Source organism: Streptomyces sp. GL_141 (assembly GCF_057834385.1).
In genome coordinates this window covers 7,213,550-7,232,478 of record NZ_CM174402.1, presented here as the reverse complement: position 1 = coordinate 7,232,478, position 18,929 = coordinate 7,213,550, and the positions used below count along the sequence as shown (strand labels likewise).

The window sequence follows — 18,929 nt, the reverse complement described above, 5'->3', positions numbered from 1 at the left end:
CGCCCCTCGTGCGCACCGGGGCGCCCCTCCATTGCACCGGGTCAGCCGGTCGGCCTCTGGTCGTGCGCCGGGCGGATTCCGGCGGCGATGCGCTCCACCACCGCCGCGGCCCGCGGGGTGCGCACCACGAAGTGCACGTCCCAGCGCGCCCCGCGCGCCAGCTCCGCCTCGACCGCCGCCCACACGGCACCGAGGCTGACCTCGTAGGACAGTCCGCCACGGCCGGATCCGAGCAGGGGGAAGCACACCGAGCGCAGCGGCGGTACGTGGCCGTCGCGCTCCTCGGCCAGCAGCGCCAGGGCCCGGGACACCGCCCGGGTGACATCGGCCGGCAGTACGTCGTAGTCGTTGGTCCCGGCCCGGGGCACGGCGATCGCCGCGTGGTAGATGCGCCGTACGCCCTGTGCGGCCAGGGCCCCCGCCCCGGTGGCCGCCACCGTGCCGGGCCGCACCGCGCGGCCCGAAGTGCCGTGCTGCTCGGCCCACATGAGCAGCTCCGCGGGCAGCGGGTCGGCCAGGAGCTCGCCGGTCATCCCGTGCACCGCCGCCGCCCGCCGCAGCGATGCGGCGATGGACGACTTGTAGGACTCGGGCAGCGCGAAATGGACGTTGGACGGTGAGACGACCACGTCCACGTCGCGCAGCAGGTCCACGGGGTGCACGTGCACCGTGAGGCCCACGGTCCGGCCGGCCGCCCGGACCTCCACGGACCGGTGGGTGCCCGCCCCGCCCCCGTCCACCGGCCCCGCCTCCCCCGCCGGTCCGCCCGGCGCGGCCGCGTCCGCCGCCAGCCGCACGATGTGCTCGGCGACCTGGCCGAGGACCATCACCTCCTGATCCTTGCGGAACCGCTCGACGCTCACTCCGTAGACCGAGGCCGCCCTGGCGCGCCGGGAGGACGCCGGCCAGTCCCGGGTTCCCTGGGCCAGGCCCAGGGTGTACTCGGCGGCGGTGCGCAGCGTCCCCGCGTCCAGACGCGCCACCGCGCTCCGCAACAACACCTCTATGGGCGCCCCCTGCGGCCGGGCACCACCGGACGCGACCGTCGTCGCCGCCGCCTCGAGCCCGGGCAGCGCACGCCCCCGCAGCCGGATCAGTCCCGCGCGCCTGACCTCCTTCAGCTCGGCGAGAAGTGACGTGTAATCAGAAAGGGGTAAGGCCATGGGTTCACGATGACATCACCCTTCACAGGCGGACAAGCCGCGGGCGGACGCGCGGCGGACCGCCGTACGGGCGTCACCACCCCATGGGTTCGGACACCTCCGCCCACAACGGGTCGAGGAGCCGGTTCACTTCCTTGAGGCCCGCGGGGGATCCGAGGTCCTCGACACCCCGGTCCGGCAGCACGTCCAGGGCCCGGCCGTGGCGGTCGTCGAAGCGATCGTGGAAGAGCACCACGGCGTGCTCGGGCCGGTTCCGGCGGGACTGCCATACGAGCCCCATGGCATCGGGAGCCTGCGCCCGGATCTCGCTCGCCCAGCGCCGCGCCTTCGCGTAGCTCCTCTCGTCGTCCAGGAGTTCGGCGTTCCGGCGCACCGCCGCGAGGTCGGCCTCCCCGACCAGGGAGACCACCTTCAGTTCGCACGTGGTGCGCAGCGCGCTCAAGGCCCTGCCCTGGACGAGGGCGTAGGGGATCACCCGTTTCTCACCCGTCCAGGGCACGGAGCGCAGCACGCTTTCCGCGACGGCCGTCAGGGCGCTGTCGGCCAGGTACAGGCTGTGGTACGGGTCCAGCACCGTGCCTTCGAAGCGGCCGCCCTCGAAGTGGATGTCCGCGAGGGTCGGGTTGAACTGGGTCGGCCGGTACTTGGCCTTGTGCACCCGCCACAGCTCCGTGCCGGCCGGGATCACCCTGAAGTTGGGGTGCAGTTCCTCCTTGATCATCGGAAAGAGCCTGATCATCGGCATGGAGTTGCCCCTCATCACTCCCCCTCCACGAGTGCGGTGGCCGCACCGACGAGTTCGTCGTCGCGCATCCGGCCCAGCAGCGACACCGGGGGCCCGCTCAGCCAGGCGTTGCCGCCGTACCACCACGAGGCGGCGCCCCGGGGGTCGATCTCAGCCATGAGCAGCCGGTTGACCTCGAGCACCACCGCGTACGGGGTGCCGCCGCCGGCGGGGAACTGGAACTCCGGGTAGCGGTCGCCGTTCGGCGGGTCCGGCAGTCTGATCAGTTCGGGCGGTGGCGCCCCGCCGCAGCGGGCCGTCGCCTCGGCCGCCGAGAGGGCCGGCGCCCGGAGCAGCGGGTCGGCCGCGCGGTCACCGCGGCCCGCCGGGGCGGGCTCCGGGGCCTCCGGGACCGACTCCGGGACGGGCTCCGGGACAGGCACCGGACCGGGGTCCTGGGCCGACGCCCCCAGCAGGTCGATCAGGTTCAGCGCCTCCGTCACGGTCTGCGGCCCGGGAGGCGCGGCAACCAGCCGCGTCCCGTCGACCGCCCTGCGCACCGGATGCCCGAACGGCAGTGGCCGTAGGGCCATTCTGACGCCCTGAAGCGCCCTGGGGACCGCCATGCCGTTGCCCGGCGAGGCTTCGGCGAGCGCTTTCAGCCGGGTGAGCAGCAGCGCGTACTGCCCGTCGTCGAGCGCGGCACGGATGGACTCCCGGTGCTCGCCGATCAGGGCGAGCAACGGCTCCACGGACGGCTCGCGGCCCTCCTCGTTCATGCTGTCCCTTCCGCTGTGTCCGCCGAGCTCCGGCCCGGATGTCCCTGATGGATGAAGGCGGCCCAGAGCGCGGTCCGTTCGAGTCCCGGCTGTCCCATCTCCCGGAGCAGGTCGCCCCGGAGGGAACCCGGGTTCTCCCGGTCGGGGTCGAGCATCCACAGTTGTGCGGCCCTCAGGGCGTCCACCGGGCCGAGCCCGTCGATGACGAGGTGGTGGTGGAACACCGCCATCAGCAGCGCCGAGGCACTGTCCTGGGCCAGCCACCGGGATCCCACGACGTCCCGCGCTCCGGCGGCGACGAACGCGGTGGTGAGGGTGAGCGCCTCGTCGTGGTCGCGCATGCTCAGGTCGGTCTGGCACGCGCTCAGCACGACCAACGGACCGTCGGGCGCCTCCTGTCGGCCTCCGTGGTCGAGGAGCCGGGTCACGGTCAACGGGGCCGGTGTGTACGCGTCGTCGGCCACGAGATCCAGGGCCGAGACGGTGGGACGGGTGCCCGCCGATCCGTGTGAGACCACGTGCAGCAAGGAGGTGCCGTCGGCGAGGAAGCCCAGGACGGCATCGGGGGTGCCGGGTGGCAGTTCCTCGTCGTACAGCGCGCCGCACAGCCGGGCCTGCGGATAGAAGACGTCCCGCAGGCTGGTGACCTCCGTATCGGCGTACCCCAGGCTCATCGTCGGGTCGGCCACCAGCACGGGGGAACCGGCCGGCTCCCTCGGAGCGCGTCGTGCCGTGCGCAGGAACTGTCCGCCGGACGCCGCGTAGCTGATGACCGTCGTCTGGAGGAGCCGGTCGTGGGCCGCTTCGGCCGGCAGCCTCGCCGCGTGCCACGGCACGATGCCCAGGCGCCCGCAGGGCACGAGGACGATGCGGGGCGGACCGTCCCGGCGCTCTTCACCGGCTGTCGCCAGGCGCTCCTCGATCTCGCCGAGGAGCGGGCCCAGAGCCTGGTACGCCCAGTCGCACAGCTCCTCCAGGGCCTCTTCCCACGCCTGGGCGACGGACGGGTCGTGCGGGCCGGCGTCCCGCGCCGCCGCTGCCTCCACGTACCGTGCGAGGGGCCCGCCCTCGACGTCGCGCAGTTCCGGCAGCGCTCCCGAACCGGCTCCGAGCTCCGGCCCCACCACGATCGCCAGGCCCGGGCCCGCGGTGTCTCCGGCCACGAGGTAGAGGAGCGCGTCCGCACCGGCGTCGGCGAGCCCGTCCGCGAGGTCGCTCAGCGTGGGGGTACCCAGGAGGCCCCCCTCCCCGCGGTACCCGAGGGCATCGAGGGCCTCGCGGCGCAGCGTGCTCGGCAGCAGGCCCGGAACCCCTCCCGCGTCCCCGGGGGCCTCGTCCCCGCCGGCCGCCCGCCAGGCCTCCGCGAGGTCGTGGCGTCCGGCGACCTCCAGCAGTTCGGGTACGGCCGAGGCGGTGGAGGCCGCCTGCAGGACCAGGGCCCGCCCCAGTTCGAGGGCCGCCACGGCCTCGTGCAGCCTGCCGTACGCAGCCGCCATGCGGGCCGCCCGTACGCCCCGGCTCGCCCCGGTACGGGCGGCCAGCAGCCCGTGTTCGACGCCCGACTGGAGGAGGACGTCGGCGGCGAGGGCCGTCAGCGCCTCCCCGGCGGCGTCCACGACGGCCGTGTCCTCGGGGTCCGGTTCGACCTTCGCGAGGATCCGGCGCAGGTGGTACGACTCGGCCAGCTGCCACAGCGCGTCGGCGGCGATCCGCGGCGCGCGGCCCTCCCGTATGCCGACCCGGAGCCGTTCGAGTTCCTCGATCAGGGCATCGAGCACCGCCGGGTCGCGGTCGAGGCCGAAGCGCATCCCCAGGGAGAGGGTGGAGGTGTAGAGATCCTCCATCGAGGCGTCCGGAGGCGGGGGAACGTGGTCGGGGACCGGGCCGGCCCGCTCGCCGGTGAGGGCGGTGCGGATCAGGTCGAGCTCCCTCGCCCACGGCGCGGACAGCTCGTCGGCGATCGGCAGCCCGCTCGCCTCGGCACGGGTCATCCCCCGCTCGATGTGGGGCAGGGCCCTCAACAGGGCTTCCTTGTCCCGGGTCAGCAGGCCGAGCGAAGCGTGGACCGTGCCGAGTGCCCAGTCGACGGCGAACCGGAGCGGGACGCTCTCGGCGACGGCCGCCCCCAGGGCTTCGGCCTCCTCCAGGAGTTCCCGGAGCCTGGGCACATCCTCCGTCTCCCTCGCCTCCATCGCATGGAAGACGATCTCCATCGCACGGGCGAAGGCGGCAGGATCCCCCAACCCCGGAGGCAGGCTGCCGGCCGACCTCTTCAAGTGGTCGGCGACCGCGCCGATGTGGGCACGGCCGGCCGACAGGTCCTGGTAATTGCCGCCCACCGTCGAACTGATGCTCAGCAGGAGTGCCCGCAGGCTCTCCAGGGCCGCCGTCGCCGACGCCGCCGATTCGGAGCTCGGCATGGGCAGGTCCTGTACCGAACGGAGCCTCTGGAGAAGCTCGTTGAGCACGTGCGGGTCGCCGCTTCCCAGGACGGAGTCGAGTCCTTGGCTGGCCGCGTTCACCGCGTCCATGGCGGCGATCATGTTCCGCAGGGCATCGGGGTCGAGCGCGGGCCGCGACCCGGGGTCCGGGGCCGTCTGCTCCCTGGGCTCGGGAGACGTCTTCGGCTGCGGATCCGGCTTCTGCTTCGGCTCGGTGTCCTGCTCCGCATCCTGCTCGGCGCCCTGCTCCGACTCCGGCTCCAGCTCCGGCTTCTGCTGCGGTTCGGGGGCCGGGTCCGGGTCCGGGGCCGGGTCCGGGTCCGTGTCCCGCTCCCACACCGGCCCCGGGGACGCCGCGGAAGGCGGGGCCTGCGCGGCCATCGCCCCGAACATCCGGTCGATCATCTGGTTCAGCTGATCCGCGAACGGCGAACCGGGTGGCACCATCCCCGCCACCAGATCGGAGAGGCCCTGAGCGGACGGGGACGCGAAGAGCGCCTGCGCCTGGCGCATCGGACCGAGCAGCTCCGGAGACAGCGGCAGCTCCGCCGCCTCGTTCATCAGCGTGCCCACCTCGTTCGCCTTGGCCAGCATCCCGGCGGTTCCCGCCTGCCGGAGCCAGTCGACGTAGCCGGAGAGGTCGGGCGACGCCGCGAAGTGTCCCGGCTGCGGCTGGACCGGCGAGACGTGACTCATGAGGAACAGGGCCGCCCACCGCCGCTCTTCCTCGGTCACCACCGCCCCCAGCGGCGCCGTACGGTCCCGGGCCTCCCGGAGCAGCCGTTCGGCCCGCTCCCGGTCGCCGGCCGAGCCTGACCCCGCCGCGTCCCGCAGGGTCAGCGCACCCGCCAGCCACACGTTCACCGAGCCGAGCAAGGCCTCGTCGTGGTCCAGCAGCCGGGCAAGCTGGTCGAGTTCGGCGACGGAGGCCATGGCGGCATGCGGCGGCACCGGACCGCCGCCCATGCCGGGGAGCTGCCGTTTCACCCGCCCAATGGCGTCCGACACCCAGGTGCGCAGGCCCTCGACGCCACCGCTCTCCTCCCGACTCACCGGCATCCCGCCTCTCCGGGCCCCCCGTACACAGCCCTCAACAGCCTCAGCAGTCCTCAGTAGCCCTCAACAGGCCGTGGATCACCCCCACTATGCCGATCCGTCGCGCGGACCGCCCGTAGTTCACCCGCTTCGCCCCGCCGACGACCCGACTCCGCCCGGGAAGCGCCCGGTTCCGCCCTCGTCTCCCCCGCACGGACCTCCCGGTGGCGGTCACGGGCCTCGGTGGGCCGCTGCCGTACGCGCGGCCCACCGATGTCCGCTCCGCCCCCTCCCCCTTGCTCCCCCCACACGATCAGCGAAGCATCGGACGGCGTGCCGGTGAAGGCCGCACCCGGATCTCGCCCGGTGTTCGCCCCGTTCCCGCCCGGGCCGGGAACGAAAGCTCCGGCGGAGTGCCACCCGGGTGCCTTCCGGGCGAATTCAGGTCGGCTCATGGGAAGTTGGCGACGATCAGGTACCTACGGAAGCCGCCCTGCGCCCATCATGGGCCGCAGGGAACGACCTGATGGATTCACCGGGGCGGACGGGGGCGCGGAGACATGGTGGACGAGGAGGAGGCCGGCGGGGTCCGGGCGGTGCGTGCCTGGGCCGTCGGGGCGACGGAACGCGCGGCCCACCTGATCGGGCGGGGGGACGAGAACCGCCCGGTGCCCGCGGAGGAGTTCGAGGGGTCGATCGCCGAGCTCTCGAGGCTGCGGCAGCTCCTGGACCACGACCGCCTGCTGCTCGGCAGGGTCACCCTGGTGCTCGGCGCCCTGCACGCCAAGCGCTACGTGTCCGGACAGGGCAGACCGGGCGACCCGGAACGGGCCCGGAGCCTCCTGGACGAGGTGCGGGATCCGGCGACGGCCGCCGGGGAGCTGATGACGGACGAGGGCAGGCAGTGGGCGGCGATGTTCGTGCTGATGGTGTCGGTCCCGGCGCAGCCGGGCCACGCGCCCGGGTCACACCCGGACATGTGGTCCGTCCTCGACCAGTCCTTGACGAAAACCACCGCGCAGAACGCCGCCGAGGCTGCACGGGTCGCGGCGCTGGCCGCCGAGATCGGCAAGCTGCCGATGCTGCCATCGGAACTCCAGGGCCCTGTGCAGCAGATGCAGGACATCCTGTCGTACATGGTGCAGAGCGACCTTTCCGACCCCGCCGCGCTCCTGGCCATGCTGCCCCCCGACCTTCCGTTCAGGGATCACCTGCAGACGCTGCTGGGCCTGATCCCGCCGGGCCCCGACCCCTCGGCCCCACGGGAACCGGGCACCACCGCGCCGACTTCCGCTCCGGAGCCTGAACCCGAGCCGGAGGACCAGGCCGATCTTGTCGCCACCAACGCGTGGCTCACCACCGTGCTCGGCCTGTCGGAGGCGATGAGGACCGGAGATCCCGAGACCGTCAACCGGCTTCTCCAGCGGCTCGGCGGACAGCTGGACAGCCTGCCCACGGGGCACGACCGGGCATCCGAGATCGAGTACCTGATGCGCATGGTGCTGCAGACGGCCGCACCCCTCGGGGGCAGCCTGGTCGACGGCGCCGAGGCCCTCCGGCACGTGGATTCCATCGTCGACCACTTCGCGCAACCGGGGGACGGCGATACCAGAAGGGCCGACCTGGCCGTCGCGGCCCGGGCGACCGGTCTGTTCGCCGGCATGCGGGCCGCACTGGAGAGGGAGGACGAGGGCGAGCTCCTGCGGCTGATGAGCGAACTGGAAGCGCTGGAAGCCTCCGTGGCCGCCGAGAATCCGTTCCGCTGGATGGTGATGCTCCTCCACGGTTCCGGACTCGTAGCGGTCGGCGTACTCACGGCTGACGAGGAGACCGTCCTGCGCGGTCTGGAGGAGCAGGAGGCCGCCCTGGCGGCCCGGCCGGCGGACGAGGCCGCGTTTCCCTCGGATCAACTCGCCACGCTCGTCGAGGGGATGCGGGCCTCGCGGGCCGTCATGAGCCGTACGGCGGACCTCTTGCCCAGCCCCGCTCCGCCGCCCCCGGGCGCCTCGACGAGCACCCGTTACCTCGCCGCCATGACGGCGGGCCTCCGGTACTCCGCCACGCAGGACCCCGCCGACCTGGACGCCGCCATCAGCGGGCTGGAGCACGTCCGTGACGAGGTCCGGCAGGGCCGGTCGCAGCTCGTGGCCTTTCCCGCACTGTGGCAGCTCGCGGAGTACTACCGGATGCGTCTGCGCCTCACCCGGGACAAGGCCGACCAGGACGCCGCCACGGACGCGGCGATGGAATCCCTCCAGGCTCTCGCCGGTGACGTCGTCCTGCAGTCGGGCACCGACCACGGCCTGCTGAGCGCCCGTACCGGGGCCGAGCGCGGGGTGCAGGCCGCCATCTGGGCCGCTTCCCATGGCCGGGTCGAGGAGGCGGTGGCCGCGCTGGAGCTGGGCCGGGCCCTGGTGCTGCAAGCCGCGTCCGCCTCCCGGGCCGTACCGGAACTGCTGGAGGCCCGCGGCCACCACGGCCTCGCGCAGGAGTGGCGCGCGGCGGCACCGGCACCGGGAGCGGCACCGGGAGCGGACGGCTCCCCACCCGGAGCCGGAGCGGTACCCGACGCGCTCCCCCGCGAGCTGCCGAGTTCCCTGCGGCGCCGGGCCCTTGAGGCCCTGGGCCACCGCGAGCGGGACGGCGCCCTCTTCCGCACCCCCACGGTCGACGAGCTGAAGGCGGGGCTGGCCGAGAGCGACGCGGACGCACTGGTGTACCTGCTCGCCGGCGAGGGCACCACGCCGGGCATGGCGGTCGTGCTGGGCCCGGACGTGGGCACCGGCGTACGGGCGCTGCCGTTCCTGTCCGGCGAGAAGAGCGGCCCCCTGGAGCGTTTCCTCGACGCCTCGGCCGCGTATCAGGTCCGGCCCCCCGCACCCGGGGCCGCGCAGACCTGGGAGGACGCGCTGTCCGAGCTCTGCGACTGGGCGACGGACGCGGTGATCCTCCCGGTGATCTCGGGCGTCGCCGAACGGCTCGCCGCGAACGAGAACCGGCGCAGGGGCCGACCCGGCGGGCCCAGGATCGTGCTGGTGCCCTGCGGCCGCCTGGGTGTCGTGCCCTGGCACGCGGCACGGCTGCCGGCCGGGGCGCCCAGTGACTACGTGTGCCAGATCATGGTCATCAGCTACGCGGCGTCCGGCCGCCAGTTCCTCAACACGGTGCGGCTCGGCAGGCGGGCCCCGGCGGACGCCCCCGTCCTGGTGGCGGACCCGACCATGAGCCTCCCGTACGCGGAGCTCGAGGTGCTGGCGCTCCGGCAGACCCTGTACCCGCGGGCGCGCCTGTACGGGGAGTTCTACGAGCCCCCCGTCGAACCCGCGGCGGCCGGCACGCCGAGCGACCTCCTCGCCGCCCTCGCCGGGTCCCCCTCCCTGCTCCACGTGGCCTGTCACGGTTCGGCCGGCACCAACCCGACCGCGTCGGCGCTGCGCCTGGCCCCCGACAAGGACGGGCCGGAGGGGAACCGGACCACCGACCTGCTGACCGTCTCGCGGCTGCTCGATCACCCCACGGGGGAGCAGAACGCCCCCGACGGCCCCCTGGTCGTGCTCAGTGCCTGCGAGACGGACCTGAGCAAGCGCGACCACGACGAGGCGCTCACCCTGACGAGCGCCTTCGTGGCGAACGGCGCGCGGGACGTGGTGGGGTCCCGGTGGGCGACCAGGGACTCGGCCGCGGCCCTGATGATGGCCGTGTTCCACCACTACCTGACCGTCGAGGGGCTGAGCCCGGTGGACGCGCTCCACTCCGCCCAGATGTGGATGCTCGACCCGGAGCGCGAGGATCCGGGTTCCCTCAGCGACAGCCTGCTCGAGGAACTGGCCGGCGGTCCGGAGCTGGACCACCCGGCGGTCTGGGCCGCCTTCGTCCACCAGGGCCATCCGGGCCGGTCCCGGGTCAGGAATCGAGCCGGATCGGGTTCGTGAACGCGGCGGGTGCGCCGGGCAGCGGCGGCGCGGCCGACGCGCGGCCCGCCAGGATCGCCGTGCGCGACAGCACCGTGTAGGGGCCGCGGGCGATGTGACTCCGGCGTGAACTGCCGCGCACGGCCGATGGATCGCGCCCGGGGTCTTGCGCGACACCCCGTTCCGTTTCTACTCTCTCCGCCAATGGTTAGGAACCATTCCTAACCATTGGCCGGGAGACCCGACCCGGCCGCTCCCCCCACTCGTGCAGCACCCACCCGAGGACGCCCGATGTCACGAGCACATCAGCAACGCTCCGCGCACAGAGACCGCCGCCGCCCCCACTGGCACCGCCCGCTGGCGGGCTTCGCCGCCCTCGCCGCCGCCATGGCGGGCCTCACCGCCCTCGGCACCCCGGCCGCGACGGCCGCCGGAGCCCGGGTCTCGGCCACTGCCGCCACCGCGGCCGAGTCCGCCGCGGCGCTGGTCTCGACCGGAAAGCCCACGACCGCGTCCTCGATCGAAGGGGGTGGCTTCGAGGCGGGCAAGGCCGTGGACGCCAACGCCTCGACCCGCTGGGCCAGCGCGGAGGGCGTGGATCCGCAGTGGATCCGCATCGACCTCGGATCGGCGCACACCATCAGCCGGGTGAAGCTCAACTGGGAGGCCGCGTACGGGAAGACGTACAAGATCCAGACCTCCAGCGACGGGACGAACTGGACCGACGTCTACTCCACCAGCACCGGGAACGGAGCGACCGACGACCTGACGCTCACCGGGACCGGGCGCTACGTCCGCATGCACGGCACCGCGCGGGGCACCGCGTACGGCTACTCCCTCTGGGAGTTCGAGGTCTACGGCTCCCCGGCCTCCGGCGGATCCGACACCACCGCACCGAGCACTCCGGGCAGTCTGCGCGCGACGGCCACCACCGCGAACAGCGTCTCGCTGGCCTGGAACGCCGCCACCGACAACGTGGGCGTCACCGGCTACGACATCTACCGCGGCGCCACGCTCGTGACGACCGCCACCGGGACCTCGTACACGGACACCGGCCTCACGGCCTCCACCGGCTACGGCTACACGGTCAAGGCACGGGACGCCGCGGGCAACACCTCCGCGGCGAGCAACGCGCTCAGCGTCACCACCCGGCCCGCGAGCGGCTCCGGTACGGCGGTTCCGTTCGGCAGCCACACCCGACCGTACGTCGCCGGGACGCTGAAGCCGAGCGGCGCCCAGGGCACGCTCGACCAGAAGACCATCGACTACTACACCCACTGGAAGTCCGCCTTCGTCCGCCAGAACTGCGGCAACGGCTGGTACCAGGTCATCTCCCCCGACGCCGACCACCCCTACGTGGCCGAGGCGCAGGGGTACGGCATGGTGATCGCCGCGACGATGGCCGGCGCCGACCCGGACGCGAAGAAGATCTTCGACGGTCTGACCAAGTGGACGATCGACCACCCCTCGTCGGTCAACCCCGACCTGCTGGCCGCGGAGCAGGACACCGCCTGCCGGAGCGTCAACGGCGGTGACGGCGCGACCGACGGCGACATGGACGTCGCGTACGGGCTGCTGCTCGCCGACAAGCAGTGGGGCAGCTCGGGCACGTACAACTACAAGGCCCTCGCGATCAAGCACATCAACGCGATCAAGAAGGACGAGCTCAATCCGTCCACCAACCTGCTCAAGCTGGGCGACTGGAGCAGCTCTGGCGACCAGTACTACTGGATCACCCGCACCTCGGACTGGATGGTCGACCACTTCCGGGCCTTCCGGACGGCGACCGGCGACGCGGCCTGGGACACCGTCCGCACCGCGCACCAGAACCAGATCACCAACCTGCAGGCGTCCTACGCGCCGAACACCGGGCTCCTGCCCGACTTCGTCGTCAACACCAACACCACCCCCAAGCCCGCCCCCGGCCAGGTCCTCGAGGACCCGAACGACGGCGCCTACTGGTGGAACGCCTGCCGGACCCCGTGGCGCATCGCGGACGACGCGGTGACCAGCGGGGACGCCAAGTCCCTCGCGTCGGCACGGAAGCTCAACACCTGGATCAAGGCCAAGACGGGCGGAGACCCGAACAAGATAGCCATCGGCTACAAGCTCGACGGCACGCAGATCTCCGCCGGGAGCGAGGCGGCGTACTTCGCCCCGTTCGCGCTGGCGGCCATGACCGACCCGGGCAGCCAGGCCTGGCTGGACGCGCTCTGGAACAAGATGCTGGCCGCCCCGATCGACACCAGCAGCTACTTCTCGGCGAGCATCCAGCTCCAGGTCATGATCACCGCCTCCGGGAACCACTGGGTCCCGTAACACCCTTGGCTTGAAAAGAAGTTGACGGTACGGCCGCACCGGCTGGTGCGGCCGTACCCGTGTTCAGCGCGCCGGGGACCACTGGGCGATGAGGGCTTCGGCCGTGGTGATGGCCGCGACGAGGGAGAGGGAGTTGCGGATCACCTCGGCGGTGCAGGCCGCGGGCACCCCGGCGATGGCGTCGGAGGGGACCACGACCTGGTAGCCGAGGTTCACCGCGTCGAAGACGGTGTTCGGGATCGCGATGTTGGAGGAGACCCCGGTCACGACGAGGGTGCGGACACCGAGGTTGCGCAGCAGGGCGTCCAGGTCGGTGCCGGCCATCGGGGAGAGCCCGTGCAGCCGGCGCACCACGAGGTCCTGCTCGGCGACGGTGATGGGCGCGGCGACCTCCACGGCCGGGCTGCCGGCCAACTGGCGCACCGGCAGCTTCCCCGCCGCCCGGAACAGCCGTGCGTTGGCATTGGCCCCGCGCCCGTCCGGCCGCCGCTCGGCAACCGCGTGCAGCACCTGCACCCCGGCCCCGCGCGCGGCCTCGACCAGCGCGGCGACCCGGTCCAGCATGCCGGAGTCCCGCGCCTCCTTCGCCAGTTCGGGCAGGGCGCTCTCCTCACCGACGACACCGTTCTGGCACTCGACGGTGAGCAGTGCGGTGGTGGCGGGATCGAGATCGGCCATGGCTCCCCCTGGCGTGGCGACGGAAGAGCACGCATGATTCCTGACACATAGTCAGATGTGAAGGGGCGCGGACCACATGGACAGCACGCAGCTGGACGGGACACCCACGGAAACGGCATCCGCGGAAACGGCATCCGCGGACAGGGCGCAGCGGCGGGGCCGCCGCATCATGATGACCGGCGAGGAAACGGACGCCTTCCTGCGCGAGCAGCGCACCTGCCGGGTGGCCACGGTCTCCCCGGACGGGCGCCCGCACGTGGGCGCGCTCTGGTTCGTCTGGGACGGCACCTCCCTGTGGCTGTACTCGATCACGCGCAGCCGCCGCTGGTCCGACCTCCGCAAGGATCCCCGCATCTCGGTGGTCGTGGACTCCGGCGAGGCCTACGACGAGCTGCGCGGGGTCGAACTGTCCGGTACGGCCGTCTTCGTGGGCGAGGCCCCCCGCACGGGCGAGCCGTGCGAGGAACTGGCGGAGCCGGAGCGGCTCTTCCCGGTCAAGAACTTCGGCATCACGGAGATGCCGCACGACGGACGGCACGCCTGGATCCGGCTGACACCCGACTCGATCGTGTCCTGGGACTTCCGCAAGATCTAGACCGCCCCGCCGGCCACCCCGCCGACCACCCCGCCGACCGCCCGGGCCTCCCCGGCAGCAGCGGAGGCCGCCCTCCTCAGGGCCTCGACGGCGGCCCGGATCGAGGGCCGGCGGTCGGCGTCGGCCCGCCAGACGACGTACACGTGGCGCCGGACGCTGTCGGCCACCGGCAGCAGCCGGACGCCGGGCGGCACGGGTCCGCGCCCCAGCCGGGGGGCCACGCACACGCCCAGTCCGGCCTCGACGAAGGCCAGTTGGGTGTGGTGCTCCTCGGCGATGTGCGCGATCCGGGGCTCGATGCCGGTGCCGCGCAGCGTGGAGACGAGCCACTCGTGGCAGAACTGCCCCTCGGTCCAGGAGATCCAGTCGTCCTCGCCGAACTCGGCCAGCGAGATCCCGGCGCGGCCGGCCAGCGGATGCCCCGCCGGCACCGCGATGTCCATGCAGTCGTCCAGGAGATGGGCCCGCGTGAGCTCGGCCGGTACCGGCATCCGCTTGTTGTGCCAGTCGATGGCGAGGGCCATGTCCAGGTCGCCCCGGACCACCGCCGTCATGCTCTCCTCCGGCTCCTGCTCCCGTACCCGGGGCCGCAGTTCGGGGTGCTCGGCCCGCAACTCCGCCAGGACCTGCGGCAGCAGCCCCCGCATGGCGGTCGGGAAGGCGCCGATCCGCAGCTCGCCGACCGCGCACCCGCGCCGGGCCTCGACATCGGCCTGGGCGAGCTCGACCTGGGAGATGATCCGGGCCGCGTGCTCGGCGAGGAGCCGGCCGGCATCGGTGAGCCGCACCCCGCGCCCGTTCTTGGCCAGGAGGGGCTGGCCGACCTCCCGTTCCAGTTTGGCCATCTGCTGGGACACGGCGGAGGTGGTGACGTGGAGCCCGTCGGCGGCGCCGCTGACGGAGCCGTGGCGGGCGAGTGCGTCGAGGGTGCGCAGCCGCTCCAAGTTCAACATGTAAGCAATCCTACGACGTCACGCCCAACAACTTTCGCTTGTCCTACGAGGTCACGAGGGGCGAAGGTGGCTGTCATGAGCGCCCCCAGCACCCCGGTCCCACCGAGCACCCCGGTTCCACCCGGCACCACCGCCCCACGCCTGTCCCCGACCCCCGCCCCGGCACCCACCCCGCCCCCCGCAGACGGCCCGGCCGCCAAGGCCCTCGCCACCGCCCGGCTGGACTGGCGCCTGCGCTTCGCGGTCCTCTCGGTGATCTGGGGCTTCAGCTTCCTGCTGATCAAGGTGGGCACGGAGGCGTACGCCCCGTTCCAGGTCGCCCTCGGCCGGGTCTTCTTCGGGGCGCTCGCCCTGCTCACGGTGCTCCTGATCCGCCGCGAACCGCTCCCCCGGGGCCGGCGCACGTGGGCCCACCTGACGGTGGCGGCGCTGCTGCTCAACACCGCCCCGTTCTCCCTCTTCGCGTACGCGGAACTGAGCATCCCCTCCAGCCTGGCGGGCATCTGCAACGCCACCTCACCCCTGTGGGGCATGGCCCTGTCCCTGGTCGCGCTCTCGGAGGACCGCCCGACGCGCCGCCGCTTCGCGGGCCTGGGCCTGGGCTTCCTCGGCGTCCTGACCGTCCTCGGCGCCTGGCAGGGCTTCTCGGGTCTCGACGCCAAGGGCACCACGCTCGCCCTGCTGGCCGCGCTCTGCTACCCGATCGGCTGGATCTACGTACGCCGCACCCTGGCCTCCACACCGGGCTCCCCGGTCGCCCTGACCGGAGCCCAGCTCCTGGCCTCGACGCTCCAACTGGCAGTGATCAGCGCACTGTTCACCTCGGCGCCCACCTCGTTCCCGCTCTGGCCGACCCTGTCGGTGATCGCCCTGGGCGCCCTGGGCACGGGCATGGCCCTCCAGATGCAGTACGGCCTGGTCACGGAGATCGGCCCGACCACCGCGCAGATGGTCACGTACTTCATCCCGGTCATCGCGACGACGGCGGGCGTCCTCCTCCTGGACGAACAGCTCCACTGGAACACTCCGGTGGGCGCGGCCGTCGTCCTGGCCGGCGCGGCCCTCACGCAGACCCGACGCCGCTAGGCCGTCTCTTTCGGATCTTGCCGGTCAGGCCCTCAGTCGAGCCGCCCCCCGGCCGCCGGGCGGACAGCCGAGGCCACCGCCTCCGCCAGCCCCGGCACGTCCGCCGGGGACAGCGTCGACATCGTCATCCGCACGGCCGGCCCCGATTCCACCCGGAACCGCGCTCCCGGCGCCACCGCCCAGCCCGCGCCCAGCAGCCGTGTCACCACCGCCGTCTCCTCGGCGACGGGCACCCACACGTTCATGCCGCTCCGCCCCTGCGCGCGCACCCCGCGCCGGGCCAGCGCCGCGACCAGCCCGTCCCGGCGCTCGGCGTAGGACCGCGCGACCGCCGCGTGGTCGACCGCACCGGCCTTCCACAGCTCCACCGCGGTGTACTGCAGCAGCCTGCTCACCCACCCCGGGCCCAGTCGCTGCCGCCCCCGGACCCGGTCGAGTGTCACCCCGTCACCGGTCAGCACGGCGAGCCGCAGATCCGGCGCGTACCCCTTCGCGGTGGAGCGGATCAGCACCCAGTGGCGGGTCGCCCCGCCCAGCGCGTTCAGCGGCAGGTCCACGATGCCGTGTCCGTGGTCGTCGTCGATGACCAGCACCTCCGGATGCCCGGCGAGCACCGCCCGCAGCTCCGCGGCCCGCTCCGCGCTCACCACCGCCCCGGTCGGGTTCTGCGCCCGGGCCGTCACGAGCAGGGCCCGGACCCCCTGCGCGAGCGCCCGTTCCACCGAGCCGGGCAGCGGTCCGTCGTCGTCCACGGCCACCGGCACCACCCTCAGCCCCAGCGCCGGGACCAGGTCGAGCACGCTCCCCCACCCCGGGTCCTCGACCGCCACCGCGTCCCCGGGCCGCAGGTGTGCGGCGAGTACCCGTTCGATGCCGTCCAGCGCTCCCGAGGTCACCGCCACCTCCCCGGCCGGCACCCCGTCCGCGTCGAAGGCGGCCCTGGCCAGCCGGGCCAGCTCCGGGACGACCGGGTCGTGGCCGTAGAGCGTCGGCTCGGCGGCGTACCGGCGGGCCGCGCCCGCCAGGGCCTCGTCCAGCGCGGGCAGCAGCCGCACGTCCGGGTTGCCGGAGGCGATGTCGCGCACCCCCGCCGGGACGGTCATCCGCAGTTCGTCGCGCGGCGCGGTCGCGGGGCGGGCCCGCACCCGGCTGCCGCGGCGCCCGTCGGTCTCGATGACCCCGCGTTCGCGCAGCGTGCGGTACGCGGCGGCCACGGTGTTGGGGTTCACCCCCAGCACTCCGGCGAGCTCCCGCATCGGCGGCAACAACGCTCCCGGCGCGAGCTCGCCCGAGGCGACGCCCGCTTCCACACTCGCGGCGATTTCCGATGCGCGCCGCCCGATGATCAGATACTCTCCTAGCACAAAGCCAAGTATGCACTAATACAACGGAGTCCGCACGATGAGCGTCACGCCTGCCCCCGAGACCACCACGGAGACGTCGACGGCAGCGGCCGCGCCCACGCCCACCGAGGCGTCGGCCGCCGGGTACGCGCCCACCGACCGTACCGTTCCGAGCCGGTACCGCGACCGCGCGCACTACGACCACGAGACGGTGCACTCGATACTGGACGCGGCCTACCTCTGCCACCTCGGCTTCATCCGCGACGGCGCGCCGGTGGTCCTGCCGACCCTCTTCGGCCGGGTCGGCCGGACCCTCTACGTGCACGGCTCCACCGGCTCGCGCCCGCTCCTCGCCGCCCGCAAGGCCGACCCGGGGCTGCCGGTCTGCCTCACCGTGACGCACCTCGACGGCCTCGTCCTGGCCCGCTCCGCCTTCCACCACTCGCTCAACTACCGCTCGGTGGTCGTGCACGGCACCGCCTACGAGGTCACCGACCCCGAGGAGCGCCGGATCGCGCTCAACGCCCTCGTCGACCAGGTCGTTCCGGGCCGCTCGGCCGACTCCCGGCCGGCGAACGCCAAGGAGCTCGCGGCCACCGCCGTGATCCGCCTGGACCTGAACGAGGTGTCCGCCAAGGTCCGCAGCGGCGGCCCGGGCGACGACGCCGAGGACCTGACACTGCCGTTCTGGTCCGGCGTGGTCCCGGTCGCGCCGGCGTACGGGACCCCGGTCCCGGCCGCCGACCTCGCCCCGGGCATCCCCGTCCCGGACTACGTCACCGCACTCTGACGGCCGCCTCGTCGGCAAGGGCGGGCCGGACCTCCGGCCCGCCCTCCCCCGTCTGCCCGTCCGGCGTCGCCTCCTCCCGCGTCTGCGGGGACTGGGCCTCCGCCGGCCGCCGCGACTCGGCGGCGATCAGCGCCCCCACGGCCGTCAGCAGGAGTACGGTGCCCAGCGCCACCGGGCCGGTCAGCCGCTCCCCGAGCACCAGGACGGCGATCGCCGCCGCGCCGACGGGCTCGATCAGCATGATCACGGAGACCGTCGCGGCCCGAACCGCGGCGGCCCCGCTGAAGTAGAGCGCGTAGGCCAGCGCGGTCGGCACGGTGGCCATGTAGGCGAGCAGCCAGAGCACCCGGACGGGCTCCGCGGTGTGCGGCATCAGCCCCTCCACCAGGGCGAACGGCAACAGGCACGCCGCGCCCACCCCGACCGACCAGACGGTGGTGACCAGCGGGTCACCTCCCGTCCCGCGCCGCCCGAGCAGCCGGGCCCGCAGGGTCATGGCCCCGTAGCCGGAGGCCGACAGCAGCGCCCAGCCGACGCCGAGCGGCCGCACCTCGCCGCCTCCGCTGCCGAGGACGAGTACGGCCAGCCCGGCCAGCGCCCCGACGACCGCGACGGTCCCGCCCCGGCCGAGCCGCTCCCCCATCCAGTAGCGGGCCCCGAGCGCGATGAGCACGGGCCCCGATCCGAGGGTGACCACGGTGGCCACGGCCAGGCCGGTCTCGCGCACGGCGGCGAAGTAGGCGGACTGGAAGAGGGTGAACAGCAGCCCGGTCCCGATGAGCGACCCCACCGAGGCCCGCGCCCGAACGGCGCCCGCCCCTGCGCCCCGCGGGCTGCGGCGTCGTACGGCGAGTACCGGGAGCAGTACCGCCAGCCCGCCCGCGCACCGCCAGAACGACAGGGCGAGCGGGCCGAGGTCACTGGCGAGGTAGAGCAGCGAGGCCGCCGCCCCCGCCGTGCCCCAGGCGGTTCCGGCGATGACGAGGAAGAGCAGGCTGCGCCCGGTGGCGGGCGTGTGGTCCGACTGGACCGACTGAATCGACACGAGAGGTCTCCGCGCGTGCGTGAAGGATGAAAAGTGCAGGTCATCGCTTCGCGGGCAGCGCGAATCC

Annotated in this window: 13 protein-coding genes; 5 read left to right on the top strand and 8 right to left on the bottom strand. The window is 73.5% G+C overall.

Annotated elements, in window-relative coordinates; genetic code table 11:
* Positions 1 to 41: 41 nt before the first annotated feature.
* The 4 genes from AC3IX6_RS32225 to AC3IX6_RS32210 all read right to left on the bottom strand — a co-directional run bounded on the left by AC3IX6_RS32225 (position 42) and on the right by AC3IX6_RS32210 (position 6,166).
* On the bottom strand, positions 42 to 1,163 hold the full coding sequence (locus AC3IX6_RS32225; RefSeq protein ID WP_489366814.1) for a hypothetical protein: 1,122 nt from the start codon (positions 1,161 to 1,163) through the stop codon (positions 42 to 44).
* Positions 1,164 to 1,236: 73 nt separating this feature from the next.
* A complete protein-coding gene (locus tag AC3IX6_RS32220; RefSeq protein ID WP_489366813.1) occupies positions 1,237 to 1,908 on the bottom strand; it encodes an RES family NAD+ phosphorylase in 672 nt (223 codons plus the stop codon).
* A gap of 14 nt (positions 1,909 to 1,922) precedes the next feature.
* Positions 1,923 to 2,666: a hypothetical protein gene (locus AC3IX6_RS32215; RefSeq protein ID WP_489366812.1), complete on the bottom strand. Its 744-nt coding sequence runs from the start codon at positions 2,664 to 2,666 to the stop codon at positions 1,923 to 1,925.
* The gene (locus AC3IX6_RS32210; protein ID WP_489366811.1) at positions 2,663 to 6,166 is read right to left on the bottom strand and encodes a CHAT domain-containing protein; all 3,504 of its coding nucleotides are present in this window, start codon (positions 6,164 to 6,166) and stop codon (positions 2,663 to 2,665) included. The genes AC3IX6_RS32215 and AC3IX6_RS32210 overlap by 4 nt, the downstream gene beginning before the upstream one ends.
* 536 nt (positions 6,167 to 6,702) lie before the next feature.
* Here AC3IX6_RS32210 and AC3IX6_RS32205 point away from each other — a divergent pair.
* Positions 6,703 to 10,074 carry a CHAT domain-containing protein gene (locus tag AC3IX6_RS32205; RefSeq protein WP_489366810.1) on the top strand — a complete coding sequence of 1,124 codons (3,372 nt, stop codon included), beginning with the start codon at positions 6,703 to 6,705 and terminating at the stop codon, positions 10,072 to 10,074.
* 270 nt (positions 10,075 to 10,344) lie between these two features.
* On the top strand, positions 10,345 to 12,372 hold the full coding sequence (locus tag AC3IX6_RS32200) for a glycosyl hydrolase family 8 (RefSeq protein WP_489366809.1): 2,028 nt from the start codon (positions 10,345 to 10,347) through the stop codon (positions 12,370 to 12,372).
* Positions 12,373 to 12,435: 63 nt separating this feature from the next.
* On the opposite strand, the gene AC3IX6_RS32195 is transcribed toward AC3IX6_RS32200, so the two are convergent.
* Positions 12,436 to 13,050 (bottom strand): cysteine hydrolase family protein, encoded by a 615-nt coding sequence (locus tag AC3IX6_RS32195; protein ID WP_489366808.1) that lies wholly within the window; start codon positions 13,048 to 13,050, stop codon positions 12,436 to 12,438.
* 169 nt (positions 13,051 to 13,219) lie between these two features.
* Here AC3IX6_RS32195 and AC3IX6_RS32190 point away from each other — a divergent pair, with 169 nt between their 5' ends.
* A complete protein-coding gene (locus AC3IX6_RS32190) occupies positions 13,220 to 13,645 on the top strand; it encodes a pyridoxamine 5'-phosphate oxidase family protein (RefSeq protein ID WP_489371624.1) in 426 nt (141 codons plus the stop codon).
* Here AC3IX6_RS32190 and AC3IX6_RS32185 read toward each other — a convergent pair.
* A complete protein-coding gene (locus AC3IX6_RS32185) occupies positions 13,642 to 14,598 on the bottom strand; it encodes a LysR family transcriptional regulator (protein WP_489366807.1) in 957 nt (318 codons plus the stop codon). The genes AC3IX6_RS32190 and AC3IX6_RS32185 overlap by 4 nt on opposite strands.
* 75 nt (positions 14,599 to 14,673) lie before the next feature.
* Between AC3IX6_RS32185 and AC3IX6_RS32180 the strand changes: the two genes are divergently transcribed.
* Positions 14,674 to 15,684, top strand: coding sequence for a DMT family transporter (locus tag AC3IX6_RS32180; RefSeq protein ID WP_489366806.1), 1,011 nt, complete (start codon positions 14,674 to 14,676; stop codon positions 15,682 to 15,684).
* Positions 15,685 to 15,716: 32 nt separating this feature from the next.
* Here the strand turns inward: AC3IX6_RS32180 and AC3IX6_RS32175 are convergent, their stop codons facing one another.
* A complete protein-coding gene (locus AC3IX6_RS32175) occupies positions 15,717 to 17,048 on the bottom strand; it encodes an aminotransferase class I/II-fold pyridoxal phosphate-dependent enzyme (RefSeq protein WP_489366805.1) in 1,332 nt (443 codons plus the stop codon).
* 37 nt (positions 17,049 to 17,085) lie between these two features.
* Here AC3IX6_RS32175 and AC3IX6_RS32170 point away from each other — a divergent pair, with 37 nt between their 5' ends.
* On the top strand, positions 17,086 to 17,817 hold the full coding sequence (locus AC3IX6_RS32170; RefSeq protein ID WP_489366804.1) for a pyridoxamine 5'-phosphate oxidase family protein: 732 nt from the start codon (positions 17,086 to 17,088) through the stop codon (positions 17,815 to 17,817).
* Here AC3IX6_RS32170 and AC3IX6_RS32165 read toward each other — a convergent pair.
* Positions 17,804 to 18,862 (bottom strand): DMT family transporter, encoded by a 1,059-nt coding sequence (locus tag AC3IX6_RS32165; protein WP_489366803.1) that lies wholly within the window; start codon positions 18,860 to 18,862, stop codon positions 17,804 to 17,806. The genes AC3IX6_RS32170 and AC3IX6_RS32165 overlap by 14 nt on opposite strands.
* Positions 18,863 to 18,929: the final 67 nt, after the last annotated feature.